Origin of the sequence: Ancylobacter polymorphus, from assembly GCF_022836935.1 — a bacterium.
GTDB classification, from domain to species: Bacteria; Pseudomonadota; Alphaproteobacteria; order Rhizobiales; family Xanthobacteraceae; genus Ancylobacter; species Ancylobacter polymorphus_A.
In genome coordinates this window covers 2558537-2575686 of record NZ_CP083239.1, presented here as the reverse complement: position 1 = coordinate 2575686, position 17150 = coordinate 2558537, and the positions used below count along the sequence as shown (strand labels likewise).

Genomic DNA, 17150 nt, shown 5'->3' with positions numbered 1-17150 from the left:
GCCGGCGATCCCGGATCGGCCTCGCGGCCGTCCGGGATGACGGAAGGCTCACGCCGCCACGCGCTCCCCGGCGAGGATCGCCTCCACCTTGGCGCGGTCGAGGCCCTTCAGCCCGATGGCGACGAGGCGCCCGGTGCGCTCAGCTTCGCCCCAGGGGCGGTCGAAATGATGCGCCACGCGCGGGCCGACCGCCTGCACCAGCAACCGCATCGACTTGCCGGCGACGGGCAAAAACCCCTTCACCCGCAGCACGTCGGCCTCCTCCGCCGCCCGCTCCACCCGTGCCGCGAACTCGGCCGGGTCGGTGATTTCAGGCACCGCGACGACGAAACTGTCGAAATCGTCGTGGTCGTGGTCGAGCTCGTCATCGTGATGCGTCTTGCGGTTCTCGATGTCGTTCTCGGTGCCGATGCCGAGGCCCATCAGGATCGCCGGGTCGATCCGCCCCTCGGTCACGCTCACCACCCGCACGCCCTTGGGCAGTTCGGCGTCGAGCGCGGCGCGGGCCTTGGCCTGGCCGGCATCATCGATCAGGTCGGCCTTGGTCAGGATGACGAGATCGGCGCAGGCGATCTGGTCGTCGAACACTTCCTCGATCGGGTCGTCATGGTCGAGGCTGTCATCGGCGGCGCGCTGAGCGGCGAGCGCGTCGTGGTCATGCGCCACGCGGCCGGAGGCCAGCGCCTCGCCATCCACCACCGCCACCACGCCGTCCACCGTCACCCGGCTCTTGATCGCCGGCCAGTGGAAGGCCTGCACCAGGGGCTTGGGCAGAGCGAGGCCGGAGGTCTCGATCAGGATGTGATCGACCTTCGGCTCCCGCGCGAGAATGGCGTCGAGCGCCGGCACGAAATCATCCGCCACGGTGCAGCAGATGCAGCCATTGGCGAGTTCGACGATGTTCTCTTCCGGGCAGGTGTCGATGCCGCAGCCTTTGAGGATGTCGCCGTCGATGCCGACATCGCCGAATTCGTTGACGATCACCGCCAGCCTCTTGCCGCGCGCATGCTCCAGCACATGGCGGATCAGCGTCGTTTTCCCCGAGCCGAGAAAGCCGGTGACGATGGTGCAGGGGACACGATCAAGGGCGGTGCGGGAATCGGTAGTCATGCGGCATCTCCACGGGCGACGGATTCGTGGGATGCGTCGGTCGCGGGGAGGAATCCCCGCGCGAAGCCGCGCCGTGGCGCGTCTCTGCCTGTCTGCCGGGCACCCCGCCGGCACGCACGACCGGACCGCCGGCAGGTCTCCTGGCTCGCGGGTCGCCGCCTCGTCGCCGCCTTCCCGGAGAGGTCTCCAGTGGCTTCCGGCTGAGGCTCGCCGCTTACAGTTGCGGGGGCAGCCGCGGAATTGGGGCCCGAGAGCCCCGCACCGCATTCCCTCTTCGTCCCTCCCTCGCGGGAGGAAACCGTCGGTCGCGGCCACTAAAGGAGGCTTGGCCGGCAAAGTCAAACCGCAGGCCCCGGCCCCCGGCGGTTGCCCGCCCCCGCGCCGCCGCTATAGTCCGCCGCTCGCCCGCCGCCGCCCCATTGGGAGCCGATGACGATGCCGCCCCGCTTTGCCCCGGTCTGCCTGCCATGGCGCTGACGCTCGTTCTCGGCGGCGCGCGTTCGGGCAAGAGCGCCTATGCCGAAGGCCTCGTCACCGCCCTGCCGCCGCCCTGGTGCTACCTCGCCACCGCGCAGGCCTTCGACGACGAGATGGCCGCGCGCATTGGCGAGCACCGCGCCCGCCGCGCGGAAGGCTGGGAGACGCGGGACGCCCCGCACGACCTCGCCGCCGCGCTCAAGGCGCTGCCGCCCGGCCGGCCGGTGCTGGTCGATTGCCTCACCCTCTGGCTTTCCAACCGGCTGCTGGCGGAAGCTGACCTTGCCACGGAGTCCGCCGCGCTGGTGGAAGCGCTCGCCGCCCATGACGGGCCGATTGTGGCCGTCTCCAACGAGGTCGGCCTCTCCATCGTGCCGGACAATGCGCTGGCCCGCCGGTTCCGCGACGCGCAGGGACGGCTCAACCAGATGGTCGCCGCCCGCGCGGAGCGCGTGGTGTTCACCGTCGCCGGCCTGCCGCTTTACGTGAAAGGAAGCGCCGCATGAGCGAGATTTCCCCCGAGGAGGCCGCCCGCCACCGCGCCAAGATGGAAAAGCGCAAGGCGGTGCAGGACGCGGAAGTGGCGGAAAAGACCGTCGAAAAGGGCCTGCTGCTCGTCCATACTGGCCCCGGCAAGGGCAAGTCCACCGCCGCCTTCGGCCTAGCGCTGCGCACGCTCGGCCAGCCGGACGGATTGAGGGTCGGCGTCGTCCAGTTCATCAAGGGCGCGTGGGATTCCGGCGAGCGCCGGGCGCTGGAGAGCTTCGGCGCGCGGGTGGAATGGCATTCCATGGGCGAGGGCTTCACCTGGGAGACGCAGGACCTCGCCCGCGACATCGCGTCCGCCCGCCGCGCCTGGGACAAGGCGCGCGAGATGATGGACGACCCCGCCTTCGGGCTGATCATTCTGGACGAGCTGAACATCGCCCTGCGCTACGATTATCTCCCCCTGCCCGAGGTGGTGGCCGCGCTCAGCGACCGGCGCGCGGGGCTGCACATCGTCGTCACCGGCCGCAACGCCAAGCCGGAGCTGATCGAGGCGGCGGACCTCGTCACCGAGATGGGGCTCGTCAAGCACCATTTCAAAGCCGGGGTGAAGGCGCAGAAGGGCATCGAATTCTGATGCGCGACCGATCGAAATCGGCACGCGGGCCGTGGCGGCGATCTCGCAATTGCGCAACGGCATTCCTATGTGAAAGCCGACGCCGGCTGTTGCGGCGTGGTTCTTTCATGGAGAAACGCTTCGATGCGTTCCACCCCCATCGCCTATCTGTTCTGGTGCTTCGGCCTGATCGGCGTGTGCGGCATCCAGCGCTTCTATACCGGCCGCTACTGGACCGGCGCCCTGTGGCTGTTGACGGTCGGCCTGCTCGGCATCGGCCAGATCATCGACCTGTTCCTCATCCCCGGCATGGTGCGCGAGGCCAATCTGGAGCGCCGCGTCGACTATCTCGAAGCAAGGCGCGGCTGAGGCCGGCCGCCCCCTCATCCCCGGGCTCGCCCCGGGGATCCACCACCTGTGCGAGCCTTCCTGTTGCGGGCCGTCCTGCCCTCTCCCCGTCGGGGAGAGGTGGCCCGCGCAGCGGGCCGGTGAGAGGGCTCCCGGCTCATCGGCCCCGATTCCCCTCACCCCATCCCTCTCCCCGACGGGGAGAGGGTGCATGACCGCCCCCCGCTCTCCCCTCGCCCTTATGTTCCAGGGCACCGGCTCGGATGTCGGCAAGTCGCTCATCGTCGCCGGCCTCGCCCGCGCCTTCACCCGGCGCGGGCTCATCGTGCGCCCGTTCAAGCCGCAGAACATGTCGAACAACGCCGCCGTCACACCCGATGGCGGCGAGATCGGCCGCGCGCAGGCGCTGCAGGCCCGCGCCGCCGGCGTGGCCCCTTCCGTCCATATGAACCCTGTATTGCTCAAACCCCAGAGCGAGATCGGCGCGCAGGTCATCGTGCAGGGCCGGGCGCAGGGCACGGCGAAGGCGGCGGACTACCAGAAGCTCAAACCCGCCCTCATGGCAGCCGTGCTGGACAGCTATGGGCGGCTGCGGGCCGAGGCCGACCTCGTGCTGGTGGAAGGCGCCGGCTCGGCGTCGGAAATCAATCTTCGCGCCAATGACATCGCCAATATGGGTTTCGCCCGCGCGGCGCAGGTGCCGGTCATCCTCATCGGCGACATCGACCGCGGCGGCGTCATCGCCTCGCTCGTCGGCACCAAGGCGGTGCTGCCGGAGGACGACGCGGCGATGATACGCGGCTTCCTCGTCAACCGCTTTCGCGGCGACCCGGCCCTCTTCGCCGCCGGCATGGAGGCGATCGCGTCCCGCACCGGCTGGGAGGCGCTCGGCCTCATCCCCTTCTTCACCGACGCCCGCCGCCTGCCGGCGGAGGACGCGCTGGCGCTCGACGCTCCGACGCCGGCGAAGCCCGGTGCGCGGGTGAAGATCGCCGTGCCGCTGCTGCCGCGCATCGCCAATTTCGACGATCTCGACCCGCTGGAGGCCGAACCGGGCGTCGACGTCGTGCGCGTGCGGCCCGGCACGCCGCTGCCCGCCGATGCCGCGCTCATCCTGCTGCCGGGCTCGAAATCCACCATTGCCGACCTCGCCGATTTCCGCCGCGAGGGCTGGGACATCGACCTTCTCGCGCATATCAGGCGCGGCGGGCGGGTGCTCGGCCTGTGCGGCGGCTACCAGATGCTGGGGCGCAGCCTCTCCGACCCCGACGGCGTGGAAGGCCCGCCCGGCACCGTGCCCGGCCTCGGCCTTCTGGAGGTCGACACGGTGCTTTCAGGCGAAAAGCGGCTCGTCGCCGTCACCGGGTCGGCCGGCGGCGCGCCCTTCTCCGGCTACGAGATGCATATGGGCGTGACCGAGGGCCCCGGCCGCGCCCGGCCCTTCGCGCTTATCGACGGCGCCGGGCCGGAAGGCGCGGTCTCCCCGGACGGGCGCGTCATCGGCACCTATGCGCACGGCCTGTTCTCGGACGACCGCCAGCGCGCGCATTGGTTGGCCACGCTCGGCGCGCCGCCGAGCGGGCTCGACTATGAGGCCGGGGTGGAGGCGGCGCTCGACGCGCTGGCCGCGCATCTGGAACGCCATGTCGATCTCGACCGGCTGCTGGAAATCGCGGCGAACGTCCCTCATGCCCGGGCCTGACCCGGGCACCCAGCGGCCGGGAGCGCCGGCATTCTCTGGATCCGCGGGTCACGCCCGCGGATGAGGGCGCGGAAGTGAGGCCCTTCCTCACCACCCCCAAGCGACCAGCGCCAGCCCGGCCACCAGCGCCAGCATCACCGCATCCGCCGCGCGGTAGAGGGCGAGCGCGCGGCGGATGTCGGCCGCGGTGCATTCATAGCGCCCGCCCTCGCCCATCAGCCCGTCGACGGAGAGCTTGCCGCCATAATGGCGCGGCCCGGCGATGGCGATGCCGAGCGCGCCGGCCATCGCCGCCTCCGGCCAGCCGGCATTGGGCGAGCGGTGGCGGCGGGCGTCGCGCCGCATCGCCTGCCATGCCCGGCGCGACGAAGCGCCCGGCACGAACAGCGCCCCGGCGACGATCAGCAGGCCCGCCAGCCGCGAGGCCGGCAGGTTGATCACATCGTCGAACCGCGCCGAGGCCCAGCCGAAATGAAGGTGCCGCGCGTCGCGATGGCCGATCATACTGTCGGAGGTGTTCACCCCCTTGTAGATCGCCGCGCCCGGCAGCCCGCCGACCGCCATCCACAAGGCCGGCGCCACCACGCCGTCGGAATAGTTCTCCGCCAGGCTCTCGATCGCCGCCCGCGCCACCCCGGCCTCGTCGAGCTTGTCCGGGTCGCGGCCGACAATGTGCGACACCGCCCGCCGCCCCTCATCGAGGCTCACTTCCAGCCCGTCCGCCACCGCGCCGACGAACTGGTAGAGGCTGCGCTGCGCCAGCAGGCTGGAGCCGGCGAGCCCGGCCAGCAGCAGGCCGATGAACGGCACCTTCATCGCGAGGCCCTGAACCAGCAGCCCGGCACCGCCGCTCACCGCCACGATCAGCACCAGCGCCCCGACGCCAGCGAGGCGCCGCTCGCGCGGGGCGGCGGCGTCGCGGTTGACATGGCGGTCGAGAGCGCCGATCAGCCGGCCGATCCACATCACCGGGTGGCCAATCCGGGCGAGCAAAAAGGAGGGATAGCCGAAGGCGACCTCGAACAGCAGCGCCGCCAGGGTTAAACCAAGAGTAAGGTCGAGGCTCATCGCGAGTGATTCTCTCGGCATGTCGTTGGTCCGGCGCGCGGTTCACCCCTCCCTGCCGGAAGGCGGCGAATCCCCCGGGGGGCCGCGCGGCCACCATTTCCGCCCGCGCGGTCGCCAGCAAGACCCCTGACGCCCAAGGGCACCTGAAACGGACGACGACGCACGGAATGAATATCCCCGTCACCTCATCGCACGGCATCCTGCCGCCTCACATCGAGGAGGCGAAGCGGGCGCGGCTCGCCGAGGTGTTCGGCTTCGACCGTTTCCGTCCCGGCCAGCAGGAGGTGGTCGATTCCATCCTCGCCGGCGTGCCGACGCTCGCGGTCATGCCCACCGGTGCGGGAAAATCGCTGTGCTACCAATTGCCGGCGCTGGTGAAGGGCGGGCTCTCCATCGTCGTCTCGCCGCTCATCGCGCTGATGGACGACCAGGTGAACGCGCTCAAGCTGCAGGGTGTCGCCGCCGAGGCCATCCATTCGGGCAAATCCCGCGAGGAGAATGTCGCAATCTGGCGCCGCGTGGCGGCGGGCGAGGTGCGCCTGCTCTATCTCGCCCCGGAACGCCTGCTCACCGAGCGCATGCTGGCGGCGCTGTCGCGCTTTCCGCTCGGGCTGGTGGCGGTGGACGAGGCGCATTGCATCTCGCAATGGGGCCATTCCTTCCGCAATGAATATCTCGGCCTCGGCCGGCTGCGCGAGATATTCCCCGGCCTGCCGCTGGTGGCGATGACCGCCACCGCCGACCGCGCCACCCGCGACGACATTGTCGAGCGGCTGTTCGGCGGGCAGGCGCGCGTCTTCGTCTCCGGCTTCGACCGGCCGAACATCTTCATCGGCGTCGAGGACAAGAAGGACCCGGCGCGGCAGATCGAGAGCTATGTCCGCGCCCGGCCGGGGCTGTCCGGCATCATCTACCGCATCTCGCGCAAGAAGGTGGACGAGACCGCCGAGCGGCTCGCCGCCACCGGCATCCGCGCTTTGCCCTACCATGCCGGCATGAGCGCGGAGGCGCGCGCCGCCAATCAGGAAATCTTCCTCGCCGAGGACGGGGTGGTGATGGTCGCCACCGTCGCCTTCGGCATGGGCATCGACAAGTCGGATGTGCGCTATGTGCTGCATGCCGACGCGCCGGGCACGCTGGAATCCTATTATCAGGAGATCGGCCGCGCCGGCCGCGACGGCCAGCCGGCGGAAGCGCTGCTGCTCTATTCCGCCGGTGACATCGCCACCCGCCGCCGCTTCCTCGACGAGGAACCCTCCCCGCCCGAGCGCAAGATGGTGGAAGCCCGCCGGCTCGACGCCATGGTCGGCTTCTGCGAGGCGGTGACCTGCCGGCGCGCCGTGCTGCTTGGCTATTTCGGCGAGCGCGCCAAGGCGTGCGGCGCCTGCGATGTCTGCCGCGATCCGCCCAAGGTGATCGACGCCAGCACCGAGGCCCAGCTGGTGCTGCGCCTCGTGCGCGCCACCGGCGAGCGCTTCGGCGCCGCCTATCTCGCCAGCGTCGTCACCGGCCAGCGCACGGATGCGATCTGCGGTCGCGGCCATGACAAGCTCGCCGATTTCGGCGCGGGCGGCGACAAGCCGGCGACCGAGTGGCGCGCCTTGCTGCGCCAGCTGGTCGCCACCGGGGCGCTGCACGCCGACCCCACCCGCTTCGGCGCGCTCACCCTCACCGAGACCGGCCTCGCCGTGCTGAAGGGCACCCGCGCCTTCACTTTGCGCGCGCCCGCCAAGCGCTCGCGCGAGCGCTTCGCCCGTTCCGACAGCGGGGCGGAACTGGCCCCGGCCGAAGCGGCGCTGCTCGGCAGGCTCAAGGCGCTGCGCCGCGATCTCGCGGCCGAGCGCAACGTGCCGGCCTATGTCGTCTTCGCCGACAAGACGCTGGAGGAAATGGCGGTGGAGCACCCGCGCACGCGCAGCGAACTCGCCGGCGTCAAGGGCGTCGGCGCCGCCAAGCTGGAGGCGTTCGGAGCGGCGTTTCTTAAGATTCTCAAAGAATTCTCTTAAGAAATCCGAAGAATTCGACCCGGGAAATTTTCCACGCGCAAAAGAGTTCACGAACGGCGAATCCCTCCCTAGACTGGGCATCAACGGGCGCAAAAGCCCGGAAGGAACCCTGCTCCGGGATGGAAACGATGAAGCTTCAACTCTTTGCCGCGGCGCTGGCCGCCACCTCTCTGCTCGCCACCCTGCCGCCCGCCGCCGCGCACGGCCCGACCCGCCAGAAAATCTCCGAGAAGATCGAGATCAACGCCCCGCCGGAGAAGGTGTGGGCCGTGGTCTCCAACTTCCAGGATGGCGGCTGGATTCCGGTGGTCGCCAAGACCGAAGGCACGGGCGGCAACGCCCCCGGCGCCAAGCGCACCCTGACCCTGAAGAACGGCGCCACCGTCGAGGAAGAGGTCGCCAAGTTCGAGCCGGAAAAGATGACCCTCATGTACCGCATCGACAAGGTCGACGTGGCGGTGCTGCCGGTTACCAATTACTCCTCCTGGTTGATCGTCACCCCGGCCGATGATGGCAAGAAGTCCGAGGTCGAGTGGCGCGGCGCCTTCTATCGCGGCTACCCCAATAACGACCCGCCGCCGGAGCTGAACGACGAAGCCGCCGTCAACGCGGTGACGGGCCTCTACAAGGCGGGTCTGGAAAGTCTGAAGAAGCAGATCGAGGGCGGCAGCTGAGCCGTGACGGCGCCCCCAATCTCGCGGCGCCCGGCCCCCTCTCCCCGTCGGGGAGAGGGTTGGGGTGAGGGGCGTGGGCGGCCAGACGAGCCGTCTCGCTCTCACGGCGTCATCCCGGCCGCGCAACCGCGCGCGCCGGGATCGCGCGCCGCCTCCGTGCGATCCCGGCTCGACCTTCGGTCGTCCGGGATGACGTTCATCGGTGCACTGGCCCTCCTCACCCTCCTCGCGGCCCCGCCCGCCCGCGCGGACGAGGCCTTCATCACCTCGCAGCCGGCGGAAACCCTTTCCGTCGTCGATCTCGCCACCCGCAAGGTGGTCGCCACCCTGCCCATCCCAGGCAAGCCGGCCGGCATCGCGGTGAGCGCCGACGGCGCGCGCGCCTTCGTCACGTCGCCGGATGGCAAGGCGCTGACCATCCTCGACGCCGCCAGCCGCACCGTCATCCACCGGGTGGAGCTGGGCGGCGGGCCGCTCGGCGTCGCCGTTCATCCCTCCGGCAGCCCGGCCTATGTCGCCGACTGGTATCTGCACCGAATCAAGGCGGTGGATGCGGCGAGCGGCGCGGTCACCGGCGAGGTCGCGGTCGGCCAGTCGCCCTCCGGCCTCGCGGTGACGCCGGACGGCGCGCTGCTGCTCTCCGCCGACCGCGATTCCGATGCGGTGAGCGTGATCGACACCAAAACCCTCACCCGCTTCGCCTCGATTCCCGTCGGCGCCCGTCCGTTCGGCGTCACCATCGATGCGGCGGGCGCGCGCGCCTACACCGCCAATGTCGCCTCCAACGATGTGAGCGTGATCGACCTCGCCTCCCGCCAGGTGGTGGCGCGCGTGAAGGTCGGCGCGCGGCCCTATGCGGTGGCGCTGGCGAAAGGCCGAGCCTTCGTCACCGATCAGTATGATTCGACCGTCACCGTGTTCGATACCGACACGCTGAAGACGCTCGCCACCATTCCCGTCGGCGACTATCCCGAAGGCATCGCCGCCAGCCGTGACGGCGCCTTCGTCTATGTCGCCTGCTGGGAGGCGAACACGCTGGAGATCATCGACGCCGCCACGCTGAAGGTGGTGGAGACGATCCCCGTCGCCGACGGCCCGCGCGCCTTCGGCGCCTTCATCCGCCGGACAGGCGATTGAGCCTCCCGCCCGGCCGGGTCTAGGATGCCGGCCCGGCACCCAGGAAAGGCACCGCCATGGACCCCGATTTCTGGCACAAGAAGTGGGAGGCGAACGAGATCGCCTTCCACGAGAGCGAAGCCCATCCGCTGCTGGTCCGGCATTTCCATGCGCTCGGCCTCGCCCCCGGCGCGCGGGTGTTCGTGCCGCTCTGCGGCAAGAGCCGCGACATGAACTGGCTGCTCGGCCATGGCTATGAGGTCGCCGGGGCGGAGCTGAGCCGCCTCGCCGTCGAACAGCTGTTCAGCGAACTCGGCGTGACGCCTGAGATCACCGAGATCGGCCCGCTGGAGCGCTTCGCGGCGGAAGGCATCACGATCTATGTCGGCGACATCTTCGACCTCACCCGCGACGTGCTCGGCCCGGTCGATGCCGTCTATGACCGCGCCGCGCTGGTCGCCCTGCCGGAGGCGATGCGGGCGCGCTATGCCGGCCATCTCGTGCATCTCACCCACAGCGCCCGGCAATTGCTGATCACCTTCGACTACGATCCGCTGCTCACCGTCGGGCCGCCCTTCTCCGTCAACGAGCACGAGGTGCGCCGGCACTATGGCGCGGCCTATCACGTGACCCTTTTGGAAAAGCACCCGCTCAAGGGCGGGCTGCGCGGCAAGGAGCCGGTGGCCGAGGAAGCGTGGAAGCTGGAGCGACGCTGACCGCCCGCTCCCCCTCTGGCCCGGGCGTGACCCGGGCAGCCAGAGGCTTGGGAGGTCGCCCCCGGCATCGGGCCGCGCGTCCGGCGCAAGCCGGGACCCCGGGCCAAGCCCGGGGATGAGGGCGCCCGCCCGCCCCCTCAGATCGCGTAGTCGCCCGGCTGCTGCGCCGGCGGGGCCTTGGTGTCGACGCCCGGCCCGCCGGAGGCGAACAGGCGGGCGCGGTCGAGCCGCACCGCCACCTTCTCGCCGATCGGCACCCGCACCGTGGGGGCGATGTCGGCTTCCAGCACCGCATTGCCGACCGCGATCTCCACCCGGCGAATGGCGCCGTGACGGCGGAAGGCGCGCACCTGCCCCTTCAGCCCCTCCGTGCCCGGCAGGCCCAGCGTCACATCGTGCGGGCGCACATAGAGCAGGCCCGGCCCGTCCGGCACGCCTTGCGTCGCCGCAGCGATGGCGGTGGCGCCAGCCAGCGCGACGCCGCCCTTCACCTCGACCTCGATCCGGCTCGACTCGCCCATGAAGCCGAACACGGCAGCGGTCTCCGGCCGGTCATAGACATCGTCCGGCGTGCCGACCTGCTCGATCTTGCCCTTGCCCATCACCACCACGCGGTCGGCGAGTTCCAGCGCCTCCTCCTGGTCGTGGGTGACGAACAGAGTCGTGTGGCCGGTGCGGTCGTGCAGTTCGCGCAGCCAGCGGCGCAGTTCCTTGCGCACCAGCGCGTCGAGCGCGCCGAACGGCTCGTCCAGCAGCAGCACCTTGGGCTCGATGGCGAGCGCGCGGGCGAGCGCCACGCGCTGGCGCTGGCCGCCGGAAAGCTGCGCCGGGAAGCGTCCGCCAAAGGCTTCCAGCTGCACCAGCGCCAGAAGATCGGCGACGCGCGAGCGGATCTCGGCCTCCGAGGGCCGCTCGGCGCGCGGGCGCGAGCGCAGGCCGAAGGCGACATTCTCCGCCACCGTCATGTGGCGGAACAGGGCGTAATTCTGGAACACGAAGCCGATGCCGCGCCGGCGCACCGGCACGGAAAGCGCGTCCTCGCCATTGAACAGCACCCGCCCATGGCTCGGCTGTTCCAGCCCGGCGACGATGCGCAGCAGCGTGGTCTTGCCCGAACCGGAAGGCCCGAGCAGCGCCACCAGCTCGCTGGGCTTCACATCCAGCGACACGTTGGAAAGCGCCGGCGCGCCGCTGCCGAAGCTCTTGCCGACCTGGTCGATGGTGACGGCGACCGTCATGAATTCACTCTCATTAGATGTACTAAATGGAATTATCCGCAAGATATCCGAAAATTCGCCGCTGTGAACCCCGCAACGCACCGCGCCCCGGCATCCGCCCCATGGCGGAAGGTGCGCGGATGAGGCTAGAAGGGGCGACCTTACCGGAAGTTCCCGCCATGACCGCCACCGACGCCCCGCTCCTTCTCAATCTCGATGGCTACACGCCCCTGCCTCCCGGCAAGGTCGCGGCGATCGTCACCATGCTGGAGATGACCGCCCCGCCGCCGCCGCTGCCGGAGCGGGCGAGCGAGGGGCTGACGCTGGAGCGCGTGCCCTGCCCCGATCCCGGCTGGTACCGCGCCCTGTTCCGCCGGGTCGGCGAGGACTGGATGTGGTTCTCGCGGCTGCGCATGAGCGACGCCGAACTGGCCGCCATCATCCAGCACCCCGAGGTGGAGGTGCTGCTGCTGCGCAAGGACGGGGTGGAGGCCGGCTATATCGAGCTGGACGGCCGCGAACCGGGCGAGATCGAACTCGCTTTTGTCGGGCTGGTGCCCGACATGGTCGGCAGCGGCGCCGGGCGCTTCATGATCAACCGGGCGCTGGCGCGCGCCTGGGAACGCCAGCCCCGGCGGGTGCATGTCCACACCTGCACCCATGACAAGCAGGGCGCGCTGCTTTTCTACCTCAAGGCCGGGTTCCGGCCCTATGCGAGCGCGGTGGAGATCGTCGACGATCCCCGCCTCGCCGGCCTGTTGGCACGCGAGGCGGCGCCGCATGTGCCGGTCATTCGCCCGGCCGGCTGAGAGGGTTCAGGCGCCGAGCACGGCGCGGGCGCGGCCGGCGATGTTGCGCGGGGTCATTTCCACCGGCGCCTCGATCCGCTCGCGCTCGCCCAGCGCCTCGATCTTCTTGAGCTCGTCCAGCGCATCGTCCAGCGCCAGCCGCGCCTCGCTGAGCTGGCCCTTCAGCTCGTCGGCGGAGCGGCGCATATTGTCGCGGCGGGTGGCGGCGGCGCGGGCATAGGTGGAATAGGCGAAATGCTGGGTGTCGGTGATGCCCGAGCGCTGTTCTTCGGCCTCGATCTCGCGTTCCAGGTCGCGCGCCATGCGGTCGAAGTCCGCGATCATGGTCTCGATCTGGGCGAGATGGCGGCGCTTTTCCTCCGCCTGGAAGCGCTTGAGGCGAATAAGGGTGTCCAGCGACTTCATGGTCGGCATAACTCCGTTCCGTCGTCCGCCCGCATCCCTGATGGGCGCGACAAGGCGGCCGTCACGTACCGCCATCACGCTGCGGCAAAGCCATTTTCGACAACAGATATTGCCGCTTCCTTACTCTTTCGTCGGAAAAGGGTGCCCGGCTGGGGGAAAGCACCTCAGAGCCGTCGGATCGAAACGATTTGTTTACCGGGCTCATTAATGATCGCGATGTCGTCCGGTGGGGTCAGGCTTTCGCGAAAGCGGAGTCGAGAGACTCACTTAGGCATGCTTGTTAAGATTCGACTCTAAGGGCTGGGATCTGGAATTCCAATTTTCGAACAAACTCTTGGCGGAAGACTCGAAGATAATTCGGATCGCCGCTTGTGCTCGGGAATCGGTTTTTGTTACCCCTTGTCTCACGAGTAACGAATCGGTGTGTGTCGGCCGGGCGCGGGGTGGGGTCACGCTCGGCTTGAAAGAGTCGTGTTGAGCGCTGACCCCCCCGGGGCCATGGCGAGGGAAGGGGATTGGCATGCGCGTCTTGCTCATCGAGGACGACCGCGCGACCGCGCAGAGCATCGAGTTGATGCTCAAGTCCGAGAACTTCAACGTCTACACGACCGATCTAGGTGAAGAGGGCGTCGATCTCGGCAAACTCTACGATTACGACATCATCCTCCTGGACCTCAACCTGCCCGACATGTCGGGCTATGATGTCCTCAAGGGGCTGCGCGTCGCCAAGGTGAAGACGCCGATCCTCATCCTCTCCGGCCTCGCCGGCATCGAGGACAAGGTGAAGGGCCTCGGCTTCGGCGCCGACGATTATCTCACCAAGCCGTTCCACAAGGACGAGCTGGTCGCCCGCATCCACGCCATTGTGCGCCGCTCCAAGGGGCATGCGCAGTCGGTCATCACCACGGGCGACCTCGTGGTCAATCTCGACACCAAGACGGTCGAGGTCGCCGGCAACCGCGTGCATCTGACGGGCAAGGAGTACCAGATGCTGGAGCTCCTCTCCCTGCGCAAGGGCACGACCCTGACCAAGGAGATGTTCCTCAACCATCTCTATGGCGGCATGGACGAGCCGGAGCTGAAGATCATCGACGTGTTCATCTGCAAGCTGCGCAAGAAGCTGGCCAATGCCTCGCAGGGACACAATTTCATCGAGACGGTCTGGGGCCGCGGCTATGTGCTGCGCGACGCCGGCAATGAGTCGGACCGCCTGTCCGCCTGACCGCCCGCTTCTCCGATCCTCCCCGACTGAAAGCCCCGCCGCAAGGCGGGGTTTTTGTTTTGGGGCTGGGCCGTCGCCTGCGTCATCCCGTCCGAGCGTAGCGAGAGCCGGGATCGCGATGAGGTGGCGCGCGATCCCGGATCGGCCGTTCCGGCCGTCCGGGATGACGTCTCGTTCAGGCGCCCTCGCCTGCTTTGCCTGCCCGGCTACTTCGCGTTCTTCGCCAGCCAGGCCTTGAGGAAGGCGATCTCGCCCTCCTGCGCCTTGATGATCTCTTCCGCCAGCGCCCGCAGTTCCGGGTCCTTGCCGTGTTCCAGCTCGATCCGCGCCATGTCGATCGCCCCCTGGTGATGGGGGATCATGCCGCGGGCGAAGTCGATATCGGCATTGCCGGTGAAGGGAATGGCCATCCCCTCATGCATGCGGGCATTGGCCGCCTCGAAGGCCTGGGTCGAAGGGGCCGCGGCGCTCATATGCGTGCTGTGGTCCATCTGGCTGTGATCCATGCCGGGCATGGGGGTGGTCGCCTGCTGCGCCAGCAGGGGTGCGGGCAGGACGAGGCCGGCGGCGAGCAGCGCCGCGCACAGGGTACGGTTCATGTGAAGAAATCCTCTGATGGTGGGAAAGCGGCCGTTCCGGCCGCGCGAAACCGATCAGAGAACGCGCGGCGGCGGCACCGGGATCCGCGGGGCAAGGCCCGCCCGCGTCGTCTCCGCCGGCACGGCCGGGCGCGCGGACACCGCCTCCGGCACCGGCAGGGCGGGCGAAGTGAGCGGCGGCACAACGGCCTGGGTCAGAACGCAGCACAGATGCGACGCAGCCGGCTTCTGTGCGGGGGTGACGGTTTGCGACGCCTGCGCCGCGGCTTGCGCCGCTTCGGACGCGGTCTCGTGGCAGGGCAGGACGGGGTCGGACACGGCCGGACCCGGCGCCGCGATCGCCCGCGCCGCCGCGACCGGGCTCGCCAGGGCGGCGCCCAGCGCACAAAGCGCCAACAGCAGGCGGAGCCATCGAAGCCGCATCATCCCTCCGGTGACGGCCGGCCGCAGAAACGGGGCCCATCGAGCCGTCACGCTAGCAAGCCCCGCCCGGAGAGGACAGAGCGGGCTCATCCGGATGGCGCAAGCGTGATCGGGCGTCAGCGCTCCGGCGGGCTTTGCAGCAGCGCCAGCACCAGCGCCACCGCGTCGCCGGCCGGCACCACCGCCTCGAAGCCCGGCGGCGTCGCGACGGGCGAGGTCGAGAGCCCGATGCGCCGGCCCGGCCCGGCAGCAATTCCGGCCTCACACCCCTCGCCATAGGCGTCGAGGTCGAACAGAATCACATCGAAGCGTTCGCCCATCAGCCGCGCCGCGCGCGGATCCTCGGCCAGCGACACCTCATGCCCGAGGGAGCGCATGAGCGCGCGCAGCGCGGTGCGGGCGGCGCCGGCCGGCGCCGTCACCAGCACGCGACACGGGGTCGGGCGCGGCGCCTGGGTGCTGGACGGCTCCAACAGCCGGTAGCGCCCCTGCGCGGTGGCGAGAAAGCGCAGACCGCCCACGCGCTCGATCCGGCCTTCCGGTGCCAGCCCGACGATCTCGTCGACGATCACCACCTCGCCCTCGCCGCCAAAGGCCAGCAGCATGCGCCGGGCCGGGGCGCCGGCCGTGGGCAGAAGCGCGATGCCCGGCACCTTCTCCAGCGCCGTCACCGTCTTCAGCGAGGCGATGCGCACCGCCTCCATCTGCGCCCGCCCGGCGCGCACCAGAAGATGCGCCGTGTCGGTCTCCGGCGCGGCGGCGGCGGGGCGCTTCATCGCCACGCCGAGCGGCAGCGCGACCATGGCCGCCCGCGTGCCGTCGGCCAGCAGCGCCATGCCGTCCACGAGATCGGCACCGCTGCCAAAGCGCGGCCGCCAGCCCGGCGGCAGGCTCTCCACGCGGGCCGTCTGCGCCTGCAATTCGCCTTCCACCAGCACGGCGGCGCGCACCTTGCCACCGCTGCCGAGCAGCAGCAGCGTGCCCGTGGTGGCACGCAGCGGCGCCACGCCCATGCGGGCGGCGAGATGGATGAGCGGCAGGCCGCTGGAGGCCAGCGTGCCGGTCTGGGTCATGGCGAGCAGCCGCGCCCAGCGCGCGCCGCTCACCGTCATCGTGTCCATCACCTGGGAGGCGGCGAAGGCGAGACGCAGCCCGCCAAGGGCGAAGGCCATGATCTCGACGCGCGCCGTCGCCGGGCGCGGGGCGGCACGGGTCGCCTCCGGGCGCGGCGCGGGCGCGCGCAGGCTCGCGGCGATGCGGGCGGCTTCGCGGGAAACGGGGCCGCGCGGGGCGGCAGGCAGGGAATCGACGGGGAACATGGGCGACCGGCACTACGGGACAGGACACACCGACCTTTCGGCCTGCGAATGTCAGTTTCCACCGATACCGTTAATGTCGTCTGAACCTTCGGGAAGCTGTCCCGCCCGCCGTCGCGGTTTCGCCATAAACCGGCGGCGCGGCCTCAGCCGCGCGCCACCAGAATCGTCACCGTGTCGCCTTCATGGGCGAGGTCGATGCCATAGCCGGTCGCCCGCGCCAGCAGGCCGGTGTAATGCGGCTGGATGGCATGGGCGTCGAGCGCCGCGCCCTCCTCGGCCGGGTGGCCGGCCAGCAGCGCCACGAGATGCGGGGGAATGCGCGAATGGCTGCCCTGGGTGGTGAGGCGGAAACCGCCCTCCTCGCCCGCGCCGTTCTCTTCCACGCCGATGCGCCCGCCGCGCGGAATGGTCGAGGTGGCGACCACCAGCAGGTTGAGCAGCAGCTTCACCTTGTTCTTCGGCGCGAGCACGCGCGGCAGCTGCCAGGTCAGGCTGGTGCGGTCGTCTTCCAGGAAGCCGCGCGCCACCTTTTCCGCGTCGCCGGTGTCGATCTGCGCCCCGGCCGAGCCGGCGGCGCCGAAGGCGAGGCGGGCGAATTGCAGCCGGGCAGACGCCTGCCGGGCGCTCTTGGCGATGAGGTCGAGCGCGAAGCTCTTCATCGCCGGGTCGTCCTCGTCTTCCAGCACTTCCAGCCCGTTGACGATGGCGCCGACCGGACTGATCACGTCGTGGCAGACGCGCGAGCACAGAAGAGCGGCGAGGTCGAGCTTGTCGAGGTCGATGGCGGTCGTCATCGCGTCCCTTGCGAAGAGCTATGGCGGGATCGCCCGCCCGGAA

18 protein-coding genes and 1 riboswitch are annotated in these 17150 nt (G+C 69.9%); of the genes, 10 read left to right on the top strand and 8 right to left on the bottom strand.

Features of this window, described 5'->3' with window-relative positions:
* Positions 1-48 precede the first annotated feature (48 nt).
* On the bottom strand, positions 49-1110 hold the full coding sequence (cobW, locus tag K9D25_RS12155) for a cobalamin biosynthesis protein CobW (protein ID WP_244375477.1): 1062 nt from the start codon (positions 1108-1110) through the stop codon (positions 49-51).
* A gap of 113 nt (positions 1111-1223) precedes the next feature.
* Positions 1224-1428: riboswitch (cobalamin riboswitch) on the bottom strand.
* A 149-nt stretch (positions 1429-1577) separates the two neighbouring features.
* Here cobW and cobU point away from each other — a divergent pair.
* The 4 genes from cobU (at position 1578) to K9D25_RS12135 (ending at position 4739) form a co-directional block, all read left to right on the top strand.
* The gene (gene cobU / locus K9D25_RS12150) at positions 1578-2093 is read left to right on the top strand and encodes a bifunctional adenosylcobinamide kinase/adenosylcobinamide-phosphate guanylyltransferase (RefSeq protein WP_244375475.1); all 516 of its coding nucleotides are present in this window, start codon (positions 1578-1580) and stop codon (positions 2091-2093) included.
* Positions 2090-2710, top strand: a complete 621-nt coding sequence (gene cobO, locus K9D25_RS12145) for a cob(I)yrinic acid a,c-diamide adenosyltransferase (RefSeq protein ID WP_244375473.1) — start codon at positions 2090-2092, stop codon at positions 2708-2710. The genes cobU and cobO overlap by 4 nt, the downstream gene beginning before the upstream one ends.
* 123 nt (positions 2711-2833) lie before the next feature.
* Positions 2834-3058: an NINE protein gene (locus K9D25_RS12140; protein ID WP_244375471.1), complete on the top strand. Its 225-nt coding sequence runs from the start codon at positions 2834-2836 to the stop codon at positions 3056-3058.
* Between the two features lie 190 nt (positions 3059-3248).
* The gene (locus tag K9D25_RS12135; RefSeq protein ID WP_244375469.1) at positions 3249-4739 is read left to right on the top strand and encodes a cobyric acid synthase; all 1491 of its coding nucleotides are present in this window, start codon (positions 3249-3251) and stop codon (positions 4737-4739) included.
* Between the two features lie 87 nt (positions 4740-4826).
* Here K9D25_RS12135 and cbiB read toward each other — a convergent pair whose 3' ends face one another.
* The gene (gene cbiB, locus K9D25_RS12130; protein ID WP_244450860.1) at positions 4827-5807 is read right to left on the bottom strand and encodes an adenosylcobinamide-phosphate synthase CbiB; all 981 of its coding nucleotides are present in this window, start codon (positions 5805-5807) and stop codon (positions 4827-4829) included.
* 167 nt (positions 5808-5974) lie between these two features.
* Between cbiB and recQ the strand changes: the two genes are divergently transcribed.
* From recQ to tmpT, 4 genes are all read left to right on the top strand, one after another.
* Positions 5975-7813: a DNA helicase RecQ gene (gene recQ / locus K9D25_RS12125; RefSeq protein WP_244375467.1), complete on the top strand. Its 1839-nt coding sequence runs from the start codon at positions 5975-5977 to the stop codon at positions 7811-7813.
* Positions 7814-7941: 128 nt separating this feature from the next.
* Complete coding sequence (locus K9D25_RS12120; protein WP_244375465.1) at positions 7942-8487, top strand: SRPBCC family protein; 546 nt, start codon at positions 7942-7944, stop codon at positions 8485-8487.
* 189 nt (positions 8488-8676) lie between these two features.
* Positions 8677-9624: a cytochrome D1 domain-containing protein gene (locus tag K9D25_RS12115; protein WP_244375463.1), complete on the top strand. Its 948-nt coding sequence runs from the start codon at positions 8677-8679 to the stop codon at positions 9622-9624.
* 56 nt (positions 9625-9680) lie between these two features.
* Entirely contained in the window at positions 9681-10319 is a 639-nt protein-coding gene (gene tmpT / locus K9D25_RS12110) for a thiopurine S-methyltransferase (RefSeq protein WP_244375461.1), read from the top strand.
* A gap of 137 nt (positions 10320-10456) precedes the next feature.
* On the opposite strand, the gene K9D25_RS12105 is transcribed toward tmpT, so the two are convergent.
* Positions 10457-11557: a sulfate/molybdate ABC transporter ATP-binding protein gene (locus K9D25_RS12105; RefSeq protein WP_244375459.1), complete on the bottom strand. Its 1101-nt coding sequence runs from the start codon at positions 11555-11557 to the stop codon at positions 10457-10459.
* Between the two features lie 158 nt (positions 11558-11715).
* Here K9D25_RS12105 and K9D25_RS12100 point away from each other — a divergent pair, with 158 nt between their 5' ends.
* Positions 11716-12345, top strand: coding sequence for a GNAT family N-acetyltransferase (locus K9D25_RS12100; RefSeq protein ID WP_244375457.1), 630 nt, complete (start codon positions 11716-11718; stop codon positions 12343-12345).
* A gap of 6 nt (positions 12346-12351) precedes the next feature.
* On the opposite strand, the gene K9D25_RS12095 is transcribed toward K9D25_RS12100, so the two are convergent.
* Positions 12352-12750: a flagellar export protein FliJ gene (locus tag K9D25_RS12095; protein WP_244375455.1), complete on the bottom strand. Its 399-nt coding sequence runs from the start codon at positions 12748-12750 to the stop codon at positions 12352-12354.
* 520 nt (positions 12751-13270) lie between these two features.
* Between K9D25_RS12095 and ctrA the strand changes: the two genes are divergently transcribed.
* On the top strand, positions 13271-13972 hold the full coding sequence (ctrA, locus tag K9D25_RS12090) for a response regulator transcription factor CtrA (protein WP_091435836.1): 702 nt from the start codon (positions 13271-13273) through the stop codon (positions 13970-13972).
* Positions 13973-14178: 206 nt separating this feature from the next.
* Here ctrA and copM read toward each other — a convergent pair whose 3' ends face one another.
* From copM to chpT, 4 genes are all read right to left on the bottom strand, one after another.
* Positions 14179-14571 (bottom strand): CopM family metallochaperone, encoded by a 393-nt coding sequence (gene copM / locus K9D25_RS12085; protein ID WP_244375453.1) that lies wholly within the window; start codon positions 14569-14571, stop codon positions 14179-14181.
* A gap of 54 nt (positions 14572-14625) precedes the next feature.
* The gene (locus tag K9D25_RS12080; RefSeq protein WP_244375451.1) at positions 14626-14994 is read right to left on the bottom strand and encodes a hypothetical protein; all 369 of its coding nucleotides are present in this window, start codon (positions 14992-14994) and stop codon (positions 14626-14628) included.
* Between the two features lie 116 nt (positions 14995-15110).
* Positions 15111-16313, bottom strand: coding sequence for a chemotaxis protein CheW (locus tag K9D25_RS12075; RefSeq protein WP_244375449.1), 1203 nt, complete (start codon positions 16311-16313; stop codon positions 15111-15113).
* A 143-nt stretch (positions 16314-16456) separates the two neighbouring features.
* Complete coding sequence (chpT, locus tag K9D25_RS12070; protein WP_244375447.1) at positions 16457-17107, bottom strand: histidine phosphotransferase ChpT; 651 nt, start codon at positions 17105-17107, stop codon at positions 16457-16459.
* Positions 17108-17150 lie beyond the last annotated feature (43 nt).

Coding starts and splice junctions, on each gene's coding strand:
- cobW (WP_244375477.1), bottom strand. CDS start 1,110: ATGACTACCGATTCCCGCACCGCCCTTGATCGTGTCCCCTGCACCATC.
- cobU (WP_244375475.1), top strand. CDS start 1,578: ATGGCGCTGACGCTCGTTCTCGGCGGCGCGCGTTCGGGCAAGAGCGCC.
- cobO (WP_244375473.1), top strand. CDS start 2,090: ATGAGCGAGATTTCCCCCGAGGAGGCCGCCCGCCACCGCGCCAAGATG.
- K9D25_RS12140 (WP_244375471.1), top strand. CDS start 2,834: ATGCGTTCCACCCCCATCGCCTATCTGTTCTGGTGCTTCGGCCTGATC.
- K9D25_RS12135 (WP_244375469.1), top strand. CDS start 3,249: ATGACCGCCCCCCGCTCTCCCCTCGCCCTTATGTTCCAGGGCACCGGC.
- cbiB (WP_244450860.1), bottom strand. CDS start 5,807: ATGAGCCTCGACCTTACTCTTGGTTTAACCCTGGCGGCGCTGCTGTTC.
- recQ (WP_244375467.1), top strand. CDS start 5,975: ATGAATATCCCCGTCACCTCATCGCACGGCATCCTGCCGCCTCACATC.
- K9D25_RS12120 (WP_244375465.1), top strand. CDS start 7,942: ATGAAGCTTCAACTCTTTGCCGCGGCGCTGGCCGCCACCTCTCTGCTC.
- K9D25_RS12115 (WP_244375463.1), top strand. CDS start 8,677: ATGACGTTCATCGGTGCACTGGCCCTCCTCACCCTCCTCGCGGCCCCG.
- tmpT (WP_244375461.1), top strand. CDS start 9,681: ATGGACCCCGATTTCTGGCACAAGAAGTGGGAGGCGAACGAGATCGCC.
- K9D25_RS12105 (WP_244375459.1), bottom strand. CDS start 11,557: ATGACGGTCGCCGTCACCATCGACCAGGTCGGCAAGAGCTTCGGCAGC.
- K9D25_RS12100 (WP_244375457.1), top strand. CDS start 11,716: ATGACCGCCACCGACGCCCCGCTCCTTCTCAATCTCGATGGCTACACG.
- K9D25_RS12095 (WP_244375455.1), bottom strand. CDS start 12,750: ATGAAGTCGCTGGACACCCTTATTCGCCTCAAGCGCTTCCAGGCGGAG.
- ctrA (WP_091435836.1), top strand. CDS start 13,271: ATGCGCGTCTTGCTCATCGAGGACGACCGCGCGACCGCGCAGAGCATC.
- copM (WP_244375453.1), bottom strand. CDS start 14,571: ATGAACCGTACCCTGTGCGCGGCGCTGCTCGCCGCCGGCCTCGTCCTG.
- K9D25_RS12080 (WP_244375451.1), bottom strand. CDS start 14,994: ATGCGGCTTCGATGGCTCCGCCTGCTGTTGGCGCTTTGTGCGCTGGGC.
- K9D25_RS12075 (WP_244375449.1), bottom strand. CDS start 16,313: ATGTTCCCCGTCGATTCCCTGCCTGCCGCCCCGCGCGGCCCCGTTTCC.
- chpT (WP_244375447.1), bottom strand. CDS start 17,107: ATGACGACCGCCATCGACCTCGACAAGCTCGACCTCGCCGCTCTTCTG.